Annotated in this window: 13 protein-coding genes and 1 pseudogene; 7 read left to right on the top strand and 7 right to left on the bottom strand. The window is 73.4% G+C overall.

The window, feature by feature from the left end; translation table 11 throughout:
* On the top strand, positions 1–438 hold a 438-nt coding region (locus TR48_RS07110), incomplete at its 5' end, for a hypothetical protein (protein ID WP_042365072.1).
* Between the two features lie 279 nt (positions 439–717).
* Here TR48_RS07110 and dapC read toward each other — a convergent pair.
* Positions 718–1,797 carry a succinyldiaminopimelate transaminase gene (gene dapC, locus TR48_RS07105; protein ID WP_174501676.1) on the bottom strand — a complete coding sequence of 360 codons (1,080 nt, stop codon included), beginning with the start codon at positions 1,795–1,797 and terminating at the stop codon, positions 718–720.
* Between the two features lie 70 nt (positions 1,798–1,867).
* Positions 1,868–2,194, bottom strand: a complete 327-nt coding sequence (gene fdxA, locus TR48_RS07100) for a ferredoxin (protein ID WP_042365070.1) — start codon at positions 2,192–2,194, stop codon at positions 1,868–1,870.
* A gap of 110 nt (positions 2,195–2,304) precedes the next feature.
* Here fdxA and TR48_RS07095 point away from each other — a divergent pair, with 110 nt between their 5' ends.
* Together TR48_RS07095 and TR48_RS07090 are read left to right on the top strand one after the other, a co-directional pair.
* Positions 2,305–3,324 carry a GNAT family N-acetyltransferase gene (locus TR48_RS07095; protein WP_042365069.1) on the top strand — a complete coding sequence of 340 codons (1,020 nt, stop codon included), beginning with the start codon at positions 2,305–2,307 and terminating at the stop codon, positions 3,322–3,324.
* 40 nt (positions 3,325–3,364) lie between these two features.
* Entirely contained in the window at positions 3,365–4,231 is an 867-nt protein-coding gene (locus TR48_RS07090; protein WP_084728946.1) for a transglutaminase family protein, read from the top strand.
* Positions 4,232–4,268: 37 nt separating this feature from the next.
* Here the strand turns inward: TR48_RS07090 and TR48_RS07085 are convergent, their stop codons facing one another.
* The 5 genes from TR48_RS07085 to TR48_RS07065 form a co-directional block, all read right to left on the bottom strand.
* Positions 4,269–4,874 (bottom strand): response regulator transcription factor, encoded by a 606-nt coding sequence (locus TR48_RS07085; protein WP_084728944.1) that lies wholly within the window; start codon positions 4,872–4,874, stop codon positions 4,269–4,271.
* Positions 4,871–6,124 carry a sensor histidine kinase gene (locus TR48_RS07080; protein ID WP_063770928.1) on the bottom strand — a complete coding sequence of 418 codons (1,254 nt, stop codon included), beginning with the start codon at positions 6,122–6,124 and terminating at the stop codon, positions 4,871–4,873. Before TR48_RS07080 ends, TR48_RS07085 begins: the two co-directional genes overlap by 4 nt.
* 28 nt (positions 6,125–6,152) lie before the next feature.
* Entirely contained in the window at positions 6,153–6,869 is a 717-nt protein-coding gene (locus TR48_RS07075; protein WP_042365065.1) for an ABC transporter permease, read from the bottom strand.
* A 2-nt stretch (positions 6,870–6,871) separates the two neighbouring features.
* Entirely contained in the window at positions 6,872–7,873 is a 1,002-nt protein-coding gene (locus TR48_RS07070; protein WP_084728942.1) for an ABC transporter ATP-binding protein, read from the bottom strand.
* A 101-nt stretch (positions 7,874–7,974) separates the two neighbouring features.
* Positions 7,975–10,296 (bottom strand): S9 family peptidase, encoded by a 2,322-nt coding sequence (locus tag TR48_RS07065; RefSeq protein ID WP_042365064.1) that lies wholly within the window; start codon positions 10,294–10,296, stop codon positions 7,975–7,977.
* 264 nt (positions 10,297–10,560) lie between these two features.
* Between TR48_RS07065 and TR48_RS07060 the strand changes: the two genes are divergently transcribed.
* The 4 genes and pseudogenes from TR48_RS07060 to TR48_RS44655 form a co-directional block, all read left to right on the top strand.
* Positions 10,561–10,755: a hypothetical protein gene (locus TR48_RS07060; RefSeq protein WP_042365063.1), complete on the top strand. Its 195-nt coding sequence runs from the start codon at positions 10,561–10,563 to the stop codon at positions 10,753–10,755.
* Positions 10,756–10,820: 65 nt separating this feature from the next.
* Entirely contained in the window at positions 10,821–11,759 is a 939-nt protein-coding gene (gene mshB, locus TR48_RS07055) for an N-acetyl-1-D-myo-inositol-2-amino-2-deoxy-alpha-D-glucopyranoside deacetylase (RefSeq protein WP_042365062.1), read from the top strand.
* Positions 11,756–12,406: a DUF6113 family protein gene (locus TR48_RS46250; RefSeq protein WP_268873565.1), complete on the top strand. Its 651-nt coding sequence runs from the start codon at positions 11,756–11,758 to the stop codon at positions 12,404–12,406. The genes mshB and TR48_RS46250 overlap by 4 nt, the downstream gene beginning before the upstream one ends.
* A gap of 146 nt (positions 12,407–12,552) precedes the next feature.
* A pseudogene (locus TR48_RS44655) lies at positions 12,553–13,031 on the top strand (hypothetical protein); the annotation flags it as partial.

The raw sequence follows: 13,031 nt of genomic DNA, 5'->3' as shown, positions 1-13,031 counted from the left end.
GGTGGCGACCGCTCGATGGGCTCGTCCGTCACCGGGCTGCTCGGCACCGCCTCGCAGGTCGTCGGCGTCGCCCACGGCGCGGGCGTCGGCCGCAGCATGCCCGCGGCGGCGAACGCCACCGGCACGATGGCCGGCGACACGCCGGCGGCGGCGCCGGCCGCGGCCCCCGCGGCGCAGGCACCGGCCTCCTCGTCCAACCCGCTGAGCTCGCTGCCGCTGGCGAGCAGCCTGCCGGTCAACAGCCTGCCCCTGAGCGCTGCGGGCGGCGCGCTGGGTGGCGGCGCCACCCGCAGCGGCGCTCCGATGGAGCGCCTGGGCGGTCTCCCGAACCTGGCCTCCTCCGCCACCCCGCAGGCGCTCAGCTCCGCCACCGGCGCGCTTCCCGGCCTCAGCGGCCTCCCGCTCGGCGGCCTCCCGGTCAACGGCCTCCCGCTCTAACCCCCACAGAGCGGACGCGCCGCAGGGAAACCGCGCAACGGCTCAAGGGGCGCGAGGCCGCACGTGCACTCCCGCGCGCGCGGCTCCCCCCGCGGCTCCCCGCGTCCCTCGGGCCCCGCCGTCGCACCCTGGTCTCCCCGCCGGGGGTGCGGCGGCGGGGGCATGCGCGCGGTCGCCGGGCTCGGCGCGGGCACCGCTGGGGCCGGGCGGGCTCACCATGCCGAGGGGGCGGGACCGCGGAGTGCGCGGTCCCGCCCCCTTCGTGCGTGTGGCTGAGGGTCAGGCGTTGAGGCGGGCGACCGCCGCTGCGACGCGTTCGTCCGTGGCGGTGAAGGCCACGCGGACGAAGTCGGCCCCGGCGGAGCCGTAGAACTCGCCGGGGGCGACGAGCACGCCGTGCTTGGCGAGGTCCGCGATGGTGTCCCAGCAGGGCTCGTCGCGGGTGGCCCACAGGTAGAGGCTCGCCTCGCTGTGCTCGATGCGGAAGCCCGAGGCGACCAGCGCCGCCCGCAGGGCCGCGCGGCGCGCGGCGTAGCGCTCACGCTGCTCCGCGACGTGCGTGACGTCGCCCAGCGCGGCGACCGTCGCCGCCTGGACCGGGGCCGGGACCATGAAGCCGCTGTGCTTGCGGATCTCCAGCAGCTCGCCCAGGATCTCCGGGTCGCCCGCGATGAACGCCGAGCGGTAGCCGGCCAGGTTCGACCGCTTCGACAGGGAGTGGACCGCGATCAGGCCCTGGACCGAGCCGCCGGACACGTCGGGGTGCAGGACGGAGACCGGCTCGGCCTCCCAGCCCAGCTCCAGGTAGCACTCGTCGCTGACGACCAGGATGCCGTGCTGCCGCGCCCAGGCCACGATCCGCCGCAGCTCGGGAGCGTCCAGCACCCGACCGGTCGGGTTGGACGGGGTGTTGAGCCAGAGCAGCCGCAGGCCCTCCGGGTCCAGCTCGGTCGGGTCGTCGTAGACGACGTACTCGGCGCGGGCGAGCCGCGCGCCCACCTCGTAGGTGGGGTAGGCGAGACGCGGGAAGGCCACGCGGTCGCCGGGGCCGAGGCCCAGCTGCCACGGGAGCAGGGCGACGAGCTCCTTGGAGCCGACCACCGGCAGGACGTTGCGGTGGGTCATCCCCCGCGCGCCCAAGCGGCCTTCGACCCAGCCGACGAGCGCGTCCTTCAGCGCCGTGGTGCCCCACACCGTGGGGTAGCCGGGGCTGTCCGCGGCCGCGGCCAGCGCGTCCTGGACCAGCTGCGGAACCGGGTCGACCGGGGTGCCGACGGAGAGGTCGACGATGCCGTCGGCATGCGCCGCCGCGATCGCCTTGTACGGCTCCAGCCGGTCCCAGGGGAACGGCGGAAGCAGGCCGGAGACGCGGCGCGCCGCCCCTCCGAGAAGGGACGGCGCGGCGGAGCTGTCGTGCGACGAGGTCAACTCAGTGATCCTGGTTCTGCGGCGGGAGGGCCGCGATGAACGGGTGGTCCTTGTCGATCACACCGAGCTTGGAGGCGCCACCGGGCGAGCCGAGGTCGTCGAAGAACTCGACGTTCGCCTTGTAGTAGTCCTTCCACTCCTCCGGGGTGTCGTCCTCGTAGAAGATGGCCTCGACCGGGCAGACCGGCTCACACGCACCGCAGTCGACGCACTCGTCGGGGTGGATGTACAAGGACCGCTGGCCCTCGTAGATGCAGTCGACCGGGCACTCTTCGATGCACGCCTTGTCCTTCACGTCGACACAAGGCTGCGCGATGACGTAGGTCACGCTGTCATTCCTCCTAGTAAGGGCCTATCGCGCAAGGGAAGCGCGGCGTCGTCGATGCCCGCCCCTAGTATCGCCGGTCGAGGGCACCGAATGTAACGGAGGTAGGCATCATGACGTCCCAAGCGGGTGCGGTCGACCGGTCCGCGTTCCGACTCACCCCCGCTGACCTGGGACGACGCGTCATGGTACGGCGTGTTGTCGGCTTTGAGGAAGATCGGCCGCAGTTCAGCGACACGCTGGGCGTGCTCACATCCTGGGACCGCGGGCGCGGGACGTTGACCGTCGTGAACCAGCACGGTCAGGAGGTCGAACTGCCGGAAGCGGCCCTGGTGGCGGGCAAGCCGGTACCGCCGAAGCCGCTGCGCCGCTCGCTCGCCGCGCCCCCGGTCCCAATCCCGGCGGAGCTGCAGCGGATCGCCGCGCGGGGCTGGTCCGCACTGGAGCAGGAGCCGCTCGGCGAGTGGCTGCTGCGGTCGTCGTCCGGCTTCACCCGGCGCGGCAACTCGGCGCAGACGCTGGGCGATCCGGGGCTGCCGCTGGAGGAGGCGCTGGACCGGGTGCGCGACTGGTACGCCGCTCGCGGTCTGCCGGCCTTCGTCGAGGTGGTGCGGCCCGGCTCGCCGGACGACCTGGGGGCCGCGCTGGCGGCTCGCGGCGCGTCGGAGGCGGTCACCGAGGTCCGTACCGCGCCGCTCACGCGGCTGGCCGCACCGGTCGCGGCGGACGTGCGGCTCTCCCGTAACGCCGACCAGGCGTGGCTCTCGCGCTACCGGCGGATCGAGGGGAACGAGTCACAGGCGAGCGCGGCGCGAGCGCTGCTGCACAGCGGGCCCTCGGTCTGGTTCGCCTCGGCCTTCCTGCCCGAGGTGCCGGACGGCCCGGCGGCGATCGGCCGCTGCGTGGTGGACGGCGAGTGGGCCGGTTTCGGCGCCGTCGAGGTGGTGCCGCAGGCGCGTCGCAGGGGCCTGGCCGGTGCGGTCATGGCGACCCTGGCCTCCCGCGCCGCGGAGGAGGGCGCGTCGGGCGCGTATCTGCAGGTGGAGGAGGAGAACACGGCCGCCCGCACGCTGTACGACAAACTCGGCTTCGACACCGCCTACCGCTACTCCTACGCCAGACTGAACGCGTGAGACACGATCAGGCGGTGCATCGCGCATAGAATCCTCGCCCGTGAGCGAGGAGAGCAGGGCGCGGTTCGCCGCGGAGGCGCGTGCGGAAGAGCCGAGTCTCGAGCTGCTGTGCCTGCTCATCGGCTTCGAGGCGGGCCTGGAGGCGCCTCCCGAACGCCTGGACGAGGCGCTGGCCCCCTCGTTCGACGCGCTGGAGCGCCTGGCGTCGGTGGTGCGCGCCGCGCTGCGCGAGGCCTCGCTCGACGCCGACATGACCGACGCTGCCCCCGCGGAGACCGCTGCGGTCCTGGCCGGTGCGCTGGCGGGCTCGGCGGATCTCCGGGGCGGGCCGGGCGTCTACAAGCGGCTCGAGTCCTCGCTGCTGCACGAGGTGCTGCGGCGCGGACGCGGTCTGCCGATCACCGTGGCCGCGGTCTGGATCGCGGTGGGCAGGAGGGTCGGCCTGCCCGTGTACGGCGTCCCGCTGCCCGGCCACTTCGTGGTCGGCGTGGGCGACCCCACGGGCGAGCACGTCCTGGTGGACGCCTTCCACGGCGGCCGGATCCTGTCCACCGAGGACACCGAGGCCTTGGTCGCCCAGGCCGGTTACCGCCTCTCCCCCGATCTGCTGCGCGCCGCGAGCCCGCAGGACATCGTCCTGCGGACGCTCGCCAACATCCGCAACTGGGCCGCGGCGCGGCCCGAACACGCCCGCACCCAGCTCTGGGCGACGGAACTCTCGCTCCTCCTGCCCCGGCACCCGGCGCAACTCCGCCTCGAACGCGCGGAGTTGCTGGTCAAGACGGGCCACTTCGTGGAGGGCGCGGCGGAGATGGAGGAGTACGCGACCATTCTCGACGCCTTCGACCCGGAATCGGCCAAGCGCGTCCGCCTCGAGGCCAAGGCAGCCCGCTTCAGGCTCAACTGAGGTGCAACCGCACCGCCCCTGGCGTGTGCCACCGCCCCTACAGCCAGCCCTTTTCCATCGCGATGCGGACCGCCTCCGTGCGGTTGCGCGCGCCCGTCTTCTGGATCGCCGCCGAGAGGTAGTTGCGGACCGTGCCCTCGGAGAGGTGCAACCGGCCGCCGATGTCCGCGTTCGCGCTGCCGTCCGCCGCCGCGGCGAGGACGTCCCGCTCGCGGGAGGTGAGCGGGTTCGCGCCCTCCGCCAGGGCCGCGGCCGCGAGCGTGGGGTCGATGACGCGTTCTCCGCGCAGCACGCTGCGGATCGCTTCGGCGAGTTGGGCGGCCGGGGCGTCCTTGACCAGGAACGCGTCCGCACCGGACTCCATCGCGCGGCGAAGGTAGCCGGGACGGCCGAAGGTGGTGAGGACGACGATCTTGATCCCCGGACGGGCCTTCCGCAGCCGCCCGGCCGCCTCGATGCCGGTGAGGCCCGGCATCTCGATGTCCAGCAGGGCCACCTCGACCTCGTGGGCCTGGGCGGCCGCCACCACCTCGTCGCCGCGGGCGACCTGCGCGACGACGTCGATGTCCCCTTCGAGGCTCAGCAACGCGGCCAGCGCCTCACGGACCATGGCCTGATCCTCGGCCAGCAGAACTCTGATCACTCCTGCACGGTACCGGCCGCAGGCTGCCCTTCGGTGTGCTTCTCCGCGGTCACGGGACGCAGGGGCACGGTGGCGCGCAGCACGAAGCCGTGCCTGCCGGACGCGGGACCCGCGTCCAACGTGCCGTCGGCGAGGGCGAGACGCTCGGAGAGCCCCGTCAGGCCGTTGCCGTGCGGGCTCTGGCGCGCCTGCTTGCCGAGGGTGCCGTCGTCGGCGACCTCCAGGGTCAGCACGCGTCCCAGGCGGCCGTCGGGGGCGTGGTCCTCGATCAGGCGGATGCGGCACTGCGTCGCGCCACTGTGGCGGACCACGTTGGTCACCGCCTCGCGCAGCGCCCAGCCGAGGGCGCCCTCCTCCTCGGCGCCCAGCCCGGGACGCGGGTCGGCGAGCGGGAGGGGCGCGTCGATGGCGATGTCCGCCGCGGTCAACGCGGTCCGCGCGGCGGCCAGTTCGACGGCGAGCTTGGGGCGGCGGTAGCCGCCGATCGCCTCGCGCACGTCGACGAGGGCCTGACGGGAGACCTTCTCGATGTCACCGACCTGGGCCCGTGCCTCCTCGTAGCGCTCCTGGTCCATGAAGCGGGCGGTGAGCTCGGTCTTCAGGGTGATCAGCGAGAGCGAGTGGCCGAGCAGGTCGTGCAGGTCGCGGGCGAGGCGCAGGCGCTCGTCGGAGGCGGCCAGGGCGGCCACCGCCTGCCGCGCCTCGCGCAGTTCCGCCATGGTGCGCACCAGTTGCTGCAAGCCGGTCATGGCGAGGCCGCCGAGCAGACCGCCGAGGGCCATGCCCGCCAGCCCGGTCCGGTCGATGCCCGCCACCAGGCCGAGGACGACCTGGGTGGCCACCACCGCCACCACGCCGATCGCCGCGATGCGGCCCGGCAGGACCGCGCCGGCCGCCACCGCGGTGTAGGTGAACAGCGCGAGCCAGTTGGAGTCCAGCACCAGCGAGGTGGAGACCGCCGCGGCGAACATCAGGCCCAGCGGCACCGCGTGGCTGCGGTCCCAGCCCACCGCCGTTCCCCTGACCTGGCGGCGCAGGACCAGCGAGATGTAGCAGGCCAGGAAGAGAACGATCACGAACCAGCCGAAGACGGTCTTCGCGGTGCCGTGGCGCCCGAACAGATCGGAGATCGGGTAGGCCAGATAGATCATCCAGATCAGCATCCAGCACAGCTTCACGAACGTCTGTCGGCGGTTCTCGGGCGGCACCCCGACCCGCGGCTGGAACCGCGGCTCTCTCATCTCGCTCATCGTCCTGTCCCCGTGGTCGATCCGTGCGTCAGACGGTCTTGCGATCACGCTGGTAGAGCCAGGCTGCCAGGGCCGCGAAGACGGCGAGGTAGGCGGCGAGGCCGATGACCTGCGAGGCGCCCACCGAGACCCCGTCGACCGGGTACTTGGCCAGCTCGTTGTAGAGGTAGACCGGAGTGTACTGGCCGACCGACTTGAGCCCGCCGGTCACAGGGAACCAAGATCCGCCGAGGAAGGCCATGGCCATCATGGCCACCATGGTGATCGGCTGCACCGTGTCCGGCGCGGCCGCATAGCCGAGGGCGACACCCGCCGCAGCGAAGACGAACCCACCAGCCCAGACCGCGAGACCCATGCCCAGCCAGGTGCTGGCGGGAAAGTGCACGCCCTCGACCGCGCCGAGCCCGAAGACCACGAGCACGGAGGGAAGAGTCACGACACCGGCGGCGATCACCTTGGACGCCACGTAGGCCCAGCCGGGCAGCGCCGTCAGCCGGAGTTGGCGGGTCCACCCGCTCTTGCGCTCCAGCGAGATCCGCATGGCCGTGTTGAGGGAAGCGCTGAGCGTCCCGAACGTGGCCATCGAGACCATGTAGTACGTCTTGTACGAGATCCCGTCGAATGTCTGGTTCTTGAACGAGGTGGCGTAGAAGAAGAACATCATCGCCGGGAAGAAGACCGTGAAGAAGAGGTATCGGCGGTTGCGCAGCACCCGCAGGACCTCGAGCCGGATCAGCGAAGACATGGTCAGTTCCCCTCAGCCGCGGTGGCTTCCGCAGTGATCGTGATGAAGGCCTGCTCCAGGCCGACCCCGGTGACCTCCAGGCCGCGGGGGTAGAGGCCGGCGCGGTAGACGGCGGCCATGGTGGCGTCGGCGTCGCTGGTGGAGATGCGGACCGTGTGGCCGCTGACGTCCAGTGCGGTGATGCCGGGCAGGGCGTTCAGGGTCGAGGCGTCGCCGCCGTCCTGCGGGTGCAGGTCGAAGGAAATGCGGCGCTGACCGGCGCGGGCCTTGATCTCGGCGGCGGTGCCGTCGGCGATCAGGCGGCCCTTGTGCATGACCAGGACGCGGTCGGCGATCGCGTCCGCCTCCTCCAGGTAGTGCGTCGCGAAGAGGATGGTGCGGCCGGCGTCGGCCTGCGCCTTCATCACGGACCAGAAGGCCTGGCGGGCGGTGACGTCCATGCCGGTGGTCGGCTCGTCCAGGACGATGAGGTCGCTGTCGCCGGCGGTGGCGAGCGCGAAGCGCACCCGCTGCTCCTGGCCGCCGGAGAGCTTGTCGACCCTGCGGTCGGCCAGGTCGAGGATCTGCGCCGTCTTCAGCACGTCGTCGACGGCGTAGCCGCGCGGGTGCACCTTGCAGGCGAAGCCGACCAGCTCGCGGACGGTGACCTCGGGCAGCAGGCCGCCGCTCTGCAGCATCACGCCGACGCGACCGCCCATGATCGCCTGGCGCGGGGTGCCGCCGAACAGCGTCACCTGACCGGCACTCGGGTCCTTCAGGCCCAGCAGCATGTCGATGCTGGTGGACTTGCCGGCGCCGTTCGGGCCGAGGAAGGCGACGGTCTCGCCCGGGTGCAGCGTGAAGGTGCTGCCGTGGACGGCCCTGACGGACCCGAAGTCCTTGCTGACGTTGCGGAACGCCGCGACCTCGGTGTGCGGGCGGCCGTTCGCTTCGCGAGCCGCGAAGCCCTTCCGGTCCGCCCCCGTGCTGTCTTGGTTCACAGCTGCTTCGGTGGAAGTCGTCATGCAAGAAGATTCGCAGGTCACGGGGGCGCGGCAGCAGTGCCGCGCCTCCATGACCGCCCATGACAGAAGTCACGGGCCGGGGCATGACGACCGGGGGCCGGTCAGGTCCGCGGCAGCGACCGGCGCAGGAAGTCGACCTGCAGGAGCAGCAGGTTCTCGGCGACCTCCTCCTGCGGCGTCATGTGGGTCACCCCGGAGAGCGGCAGCACCTCGTGCGGGCGTCCGGCGGCCAGCAGCGCCGAGGAGAGCCGCAGGCTGTGGGCGACGACGACGTTGTCGTCGGCCAGGCCGTGGATGATCTGCAGCGGACGGGTCAGCTTCGGCGCGTCGGCCAGCAGCGAGTGCGCGGCGTAGACCTGCGGCTCCTCGGCCGGGTGGCCCAGGTAGCGCTCGGTGTAGTGGGTGTCGTAGAGCTCCATGTCGGTCACGGGCGCCCCGGCGACGGCCGCGTGGAAGACGTCCGGGCGACGCAGCACGGCGAGGGCGGCCAGGTAGCCGCCGTAGGACCAGCCGCGGATGCCGACCCGGCGCAGGTCGAGCGGGTAGTCGGCGGCGAGCGCCTGCAGCGCCTCGACCTGGTCGTCCAGGGTGACCCCGGCCATGTCCCGCATGATCGCCTTCTCCCAGGCGGGGCTGCGGCCCGGGGTGCCGCGCCCGTCGGCGACGACGACGGCGAAGCCCTGGTCGGCGAACCACTGCGCGGACAGGAAGATGTTCTGGGCCGCGACCACCTGCTGGCCGTGCGGACCGCCGTAGGGGGCCATCAGCACCGGGAGCAGGCCGTCCCGCTCGCGGTCGTAGCCGGTGGGCAGCAGCACGGCCGCGGGGATGCGACGCTTGCCGGCGAGCGCGAGCACGGGGCGGGCGGTGAGCACCGGCGTCTCGGCGTGGGAGGCGACCCGGGCCACCTCGACCGCGGGCCCTCCTGTGGCACCTCCTGCGGCGCCGACCCCAGTGCCGACCCCCGTGCCGACCGCAGTGCCGTCCGCAGTGCCGTCCGCGGCGGACGTGGTGCGCAGCACGCGGACGACCGAGCCCGGGCGGTCCAGGGCGGCGGAGCTGAGCACGGTGACCGGGCCGCCGCGCACGGCGGAGTGGTAGCCGGGCGCGTCGCTGATCCGGTGAACCGCGCCGACGTCGCCCTTGGTGGCGGCTCGGTACACGTGCACCTCGCCGATCTCCGGGGCCGTCGCGGCCTCCCCCGCGGAGGCGGTGAACAACACTTCCTCGTCCGTGACGTCGAGCACGTGCCGGACGTGCAGCGAGCGGTCCGTCAGCACGCGGTCGCCGACGACGAGGCCACGCGCGTCGGCCGCGCGGTCGTCCGCGACGCGGACCAGGCGGCCGTCGGGGGTCCACACCGGCACGCCGGAGAAGAGCTCGACCCAGTCCGGGGCGCTCTCCTCGTGCAGCGGGACGGTCTCGCCGCTGTCCGGGTCGACGGTCAGCACGATCTGGTGCCGCTGGTCACGGCTCTGCACGAGCAGCAGCGGCGGCCCGCCGGCCGACCAGTGGACGCGCGCCAGGTAGGGGTAGGCCGCGCGGTCCCAGCTGACGTCGACACGGCGGCCGTCGAGGTCCACCACGGCCAGGCCGACCTCGGCGTTCGGGGTGCCGGCCTGCGGGTAGGCGATCTCCGCCGGCTCCTGGTCCGGGTTGGCCGGGTCGGCGATCCACCAGCGCTGGACGGGACGGTTGTCGACCCGGGCGGCGAGCAGCCGGTCGCCCTGCGGCGACCACCAGAAGCCGCGGCTGCGGTCCATCTCCTCCTGGGCGATGAACTCGGCCTGGCCCCAGGTGACCTCCGGGTCGCTCTCCTGGGCGAGCCCCCGGTCGCCGCTGCCGTCCGCGGCGATGACGCGCAGCGCCCCGCCGGTGGTGGCGTAGGCGATGTGGCGACCGTCCGGTGCGGGCCGCGGGTCGAGCACGGTGCCGTGAGCGGGCAGTTCGACGGCCCGTGAACCCTGCGCGCCCGGCGCGCCCTGTGGACCCGGCCCGGCCTGTGAACCCTGCCCGGCCTGTGAACCGGGCCCCGGCTGTGAACCCGCGTCGCCCGTCAGCGGGGCCGTGAACAGGCGGCCGGAGAGGCTGAAGGCGGCCACGGTGACCGCCGCGTCGGTGGCGTAGCCGATGACGCCCGCCGAGCCCTCGCGGGCGCGCTCGCGGCGGGCCCGCTCCTCCGCGGAGAGGTGCTCCTCGCCACCGCCGAGCAGGGCGACCGGATCCGCCGCCACTCGCTCGAACGGAGCAGCTTCGTTCGAAAGGTCGAGCACGAACAGCAGGTTCGCCCGTTCGGTCCCGCCACGACTGCGCAGGAAGGCCACCCTTCGACCATCCGGGGACACGGCGAAGGACCGCGGGGCGCCGAGCGAGAAGCGCTGCGTGCGCGAGAACTGACGGGGAAACGTGATCTCCTGGGCCATGCCCCGACCCTAGCGGCGCGGCCTCGAACAGACCCCGGATCGCCGCAAACGCTCCGCGCGCCCCGCTCGCCCGTTCGGCCCTCCCGCGTCCCCTCGCGCACCCGCGTGGGCGGCGCCCCCGCGCGCCGAGGCCGTGCATCGGAGCAACGGGCTATGCATGATGACGGAAAGTGACCCACCCATCACCCCATGGGTAACTCCTGGGTGCGTCCGTCCTTCTGGGCGGCAGTCCCCGCCGCCCAAAACCGAGAGGTGTGAGACGCGATGGTTCTGCCCATTTCCGCCGCGGTGCTGATGCTGATCATCGTGGGAATCCTGGTCAAGCGTTCGGGCCTGAAGCTCTGGCATGCGTTCGCCTGCACGCTGCTCGGCTTCTATCTGGCCTCCAGCTCGATCGCGCCGTCGATCAAGACGGTCACCACGAGCGTCGCCGGGATGCTGACCGGCATCAAGCTCTAGCCGGGCGAAGCCGTCGCCCTGACGCCTGTGGGGTGACGTCGGCCCGACCGCCTAGGCTGAGCGCCATGACGGAATCACCCCGGGCCGCCCGCGCCGACCGGCGCCTGCTCCTCGTCCACGCCCACCCCGACGACGAGTCGATCGGCAACGGCGCGACGATGGCCCGATACGCCGCCGAGGGCGCCGGCGTCACCCTCGTCACCTGCACGCTGGGCGAGGAGGGCGAGGTCATCGGCGACGACCACGCCCACCTCGTCGCGGACCGTGAGGACGCCCTCGGTCCGCACCGGATCGCCGAGCTCGCCGCGGCCATGCGCGAGCTCGGCGTCACCGACCACCGCTTCCTCGGCGGGCCCGGCCGCTGGCGCGACTCGGGGATGATGGGCGTCCCCAGCAACGTCCGCCCCGAGGCCTTCTGGCAGGCGGACCTGGACGAGGCCGCCGCCGAGCTGGTCGCCGTCATCCGCGAGGTCCGCCCGCAGGTCCTGGTCACCTACGACCCGAACGGCGGCTACGGCCACCCCGACCACATCCAGGCGCACCGAGTGGCCATGCGCGGCGCGGAGCTCGCCGCCGACGGGGGCTTCCGTCCGGATCTCGGCCCGGCCCACGCGATCGCCAAGGTCTACTGGAACGTCATCCCGCGCTCCGTGGTGGAGGCCGGGTTCACCGCGCTGCGCGCCGCCGGCAAGGAGTCCCCCTTCCCGGGCATCGCCGGCGCCGACGACGTCCCGGGCGTCGTGGACGACGCCGAGGTCACGGCCGCTGTCGACGGCACGCTGTTCGCCGACGCCAAGGCCGCCGCGATGCGCGCGCACGCCACCCAGATCGCGGTGGAGGGGCCGTTCTTCGCGCTCTCCAACGACCTCGGCCAGCCGCTGCCCTCGATCGAGTACTACCGCCTGGTCCGCGGCGAGCCCGGCCCCGTCGAGGAGAGGACGGGCTGGGAGGCCGACCTCTTCTCCGGAATCGACGCCGACGAGCGGACCGGAGCGAGCGCATGAGCGGCGGTCAGCCGCCTGGCAAGGCACCGGGATCGGGATCGGGCGGCTCCGACCGCGGCCGCGCAGGCGGCGGTTCGGGCAGCTCGGGTGATTCCGGCAGATCGGGCCCTTCGAGCGGGTCCGGCGGGTCCGGCGGGTCCGGCGGTTCGGGTGGTTCCGGAGGCCCCGGCGGCGCTCGGGGTGCGGCCAGGGTCCCGGCCCCGCGCAACGGATCGCCGGAGACGTCCGCGCGGCAGTATCCGCTGGGCCGCCCGGCGCGGCTGACGGCGTATCTGCTGCTCGGCGTGGTCGGCGCCGCCGTCGGCCTGGCCGGCGCCCTCATCGTGGACCTGTGGAGCGGCGGCGGCCTGGCGCTCGGCACCGTCGGCATCATCGCGCTCAGCTACGGCGGCGGCACCTTGACCGGCACCAGGACGGGAGCGGTCGTGCCGACGGCCACCTGGCTCGGCATGCTGCTCACCGCCAGCGTCAGCACTCCGAAGGGCGATCTGATCTGGGGCGGCAGTGCGACGAGCCTCGCGCTGCTCTTCCTGGGCCTGCTCGGCTCGGTTCTGACGCTGGCCCGGCCCGCGCTCTCCCCTTACCGCCACGGGCCTTCGGGCTCCGTTCTCCCTCCGGCAAGTCCGCCTCGGGACGGCTCCCAGTAAGGTGGTCCCCGCAACGCTGGAGACCGCGGTTCCACACACCGCAACCGCAGCCCCACGGGACGCGGGGAACAACGATCCACAACCGCGCGCCGCCACCTCCGCGGGCGCGAACCGGAGCAGCAGTGAGTCGAGAATCCGACAATCCGATGTCGCCTCGTCAGGGCGGCGACTCCTACCCCTCGGGGACGCCCCCCTACGGCGTTCCCGGCGACGCGGCGTTCTCCCGCGCGGGGCAGCCGCCACAGGCAGGTCGGCCGGGCCACGGGGAGGATTCCCCGGGCCGCGATGAGCCGCGCACCGAGACCACACTCACCACGCGCATCAAGATCAACATCCCCGGCTCGCGGCCGATCCCCGAGGTCGTCGTCCGCAGCCCGCTCAACGAGGAGACCGGGGAGCAGCCGTCCCCCCGGCGTCGCCGCGCGGACACCTCCGGGTCGCCCGTGCTCGGCGTCATGGAGACCGGGGCGCGCGCTGCCACCCCGCCGGACCTGCCGGCGGAGTGGCTGACGCCCGGCGAGTCGCCTCAGGCGACGCCGTCCGCCGAGGCGGCGGAGGCGGGCGCCGGCTCGCCCAGCGAGTGGTTCGCGCCGCGCAAGAAGACGCCGCCGCCGGCCGCCGCGCC

Origin of the sequence: Streptacidiphilus neutrinimicus (genome assembly GCF_000787815.1) — a bacterium.
Taxonomy (GTDB): Bacteria; Actinomycetota; Actinomycetes; order Streptomycetales; family Streptomycetaceae; genus Streptacidiphilus; species Streptacidiphilus neutrinimicus.
The sequence above is the reverse complement of the archived record's forward strand: the minus strand, read 5'-3'. Positions and strand labels throughout refer to the sequence as shown.

Coding starts and splice junctions, on each gene's coding strand:
- mshB (WP_042365062.1), top strand. CDS start 10,821: ATGACGGAATCACCCCGGGCCGCCCGCGCCGACCGGCGCCTGCTCCTC.
- TR48_RS07095 (WP_042365069.1), top strand. CDS start 2,305: ATGACGTCCCAAGCGGGTGCGGTCGACCGGTCCGCGTTCCGACTCACC.
- TR48_RS07075 (WP_042365065.1), bottom strand. CDS start 6,869: ATGTCTTCGCTGATCCGGCTCGAGGTCCTGCGGGTGCTGCGCAACCGC.
- TR48_RS07070 (WP_084728942.1), bottom strand. CDS start 7,873: ATGACGACTTCCACCGAAGCAGCTGTGAACCAAGACAGCACGGGGGCG.
- TR48_RS46250 (WP_268873565.1), top strand. CDS start 11,756: ATGAGCGGCGGTCAGCCGCCTGGCAAGGCACCGGGATCGGGATCGGGC.
- TR48_RS07060 (WP_042365063.1), top strand. CDS start 10,561: ATGGTTCTGCCCATTTCCGCCGCGGTGCTGATGCTGATCATCGTGGGA.
- TR48_RS07065 (WP_042365064.1), bottom strand. CDS start 10,296: ATGGCCCAGGAGATCACGTTTCCCCGTCAGTTCTCGCGCACGCAGCGC.
- TR48_RS07080 (WP_063770928.1), bottom strand. CDS start 6,124: ATGAGCGAGATGAGAGAGCCGCGGTTCCAGCCGCGGGTCGGGGTGCCG.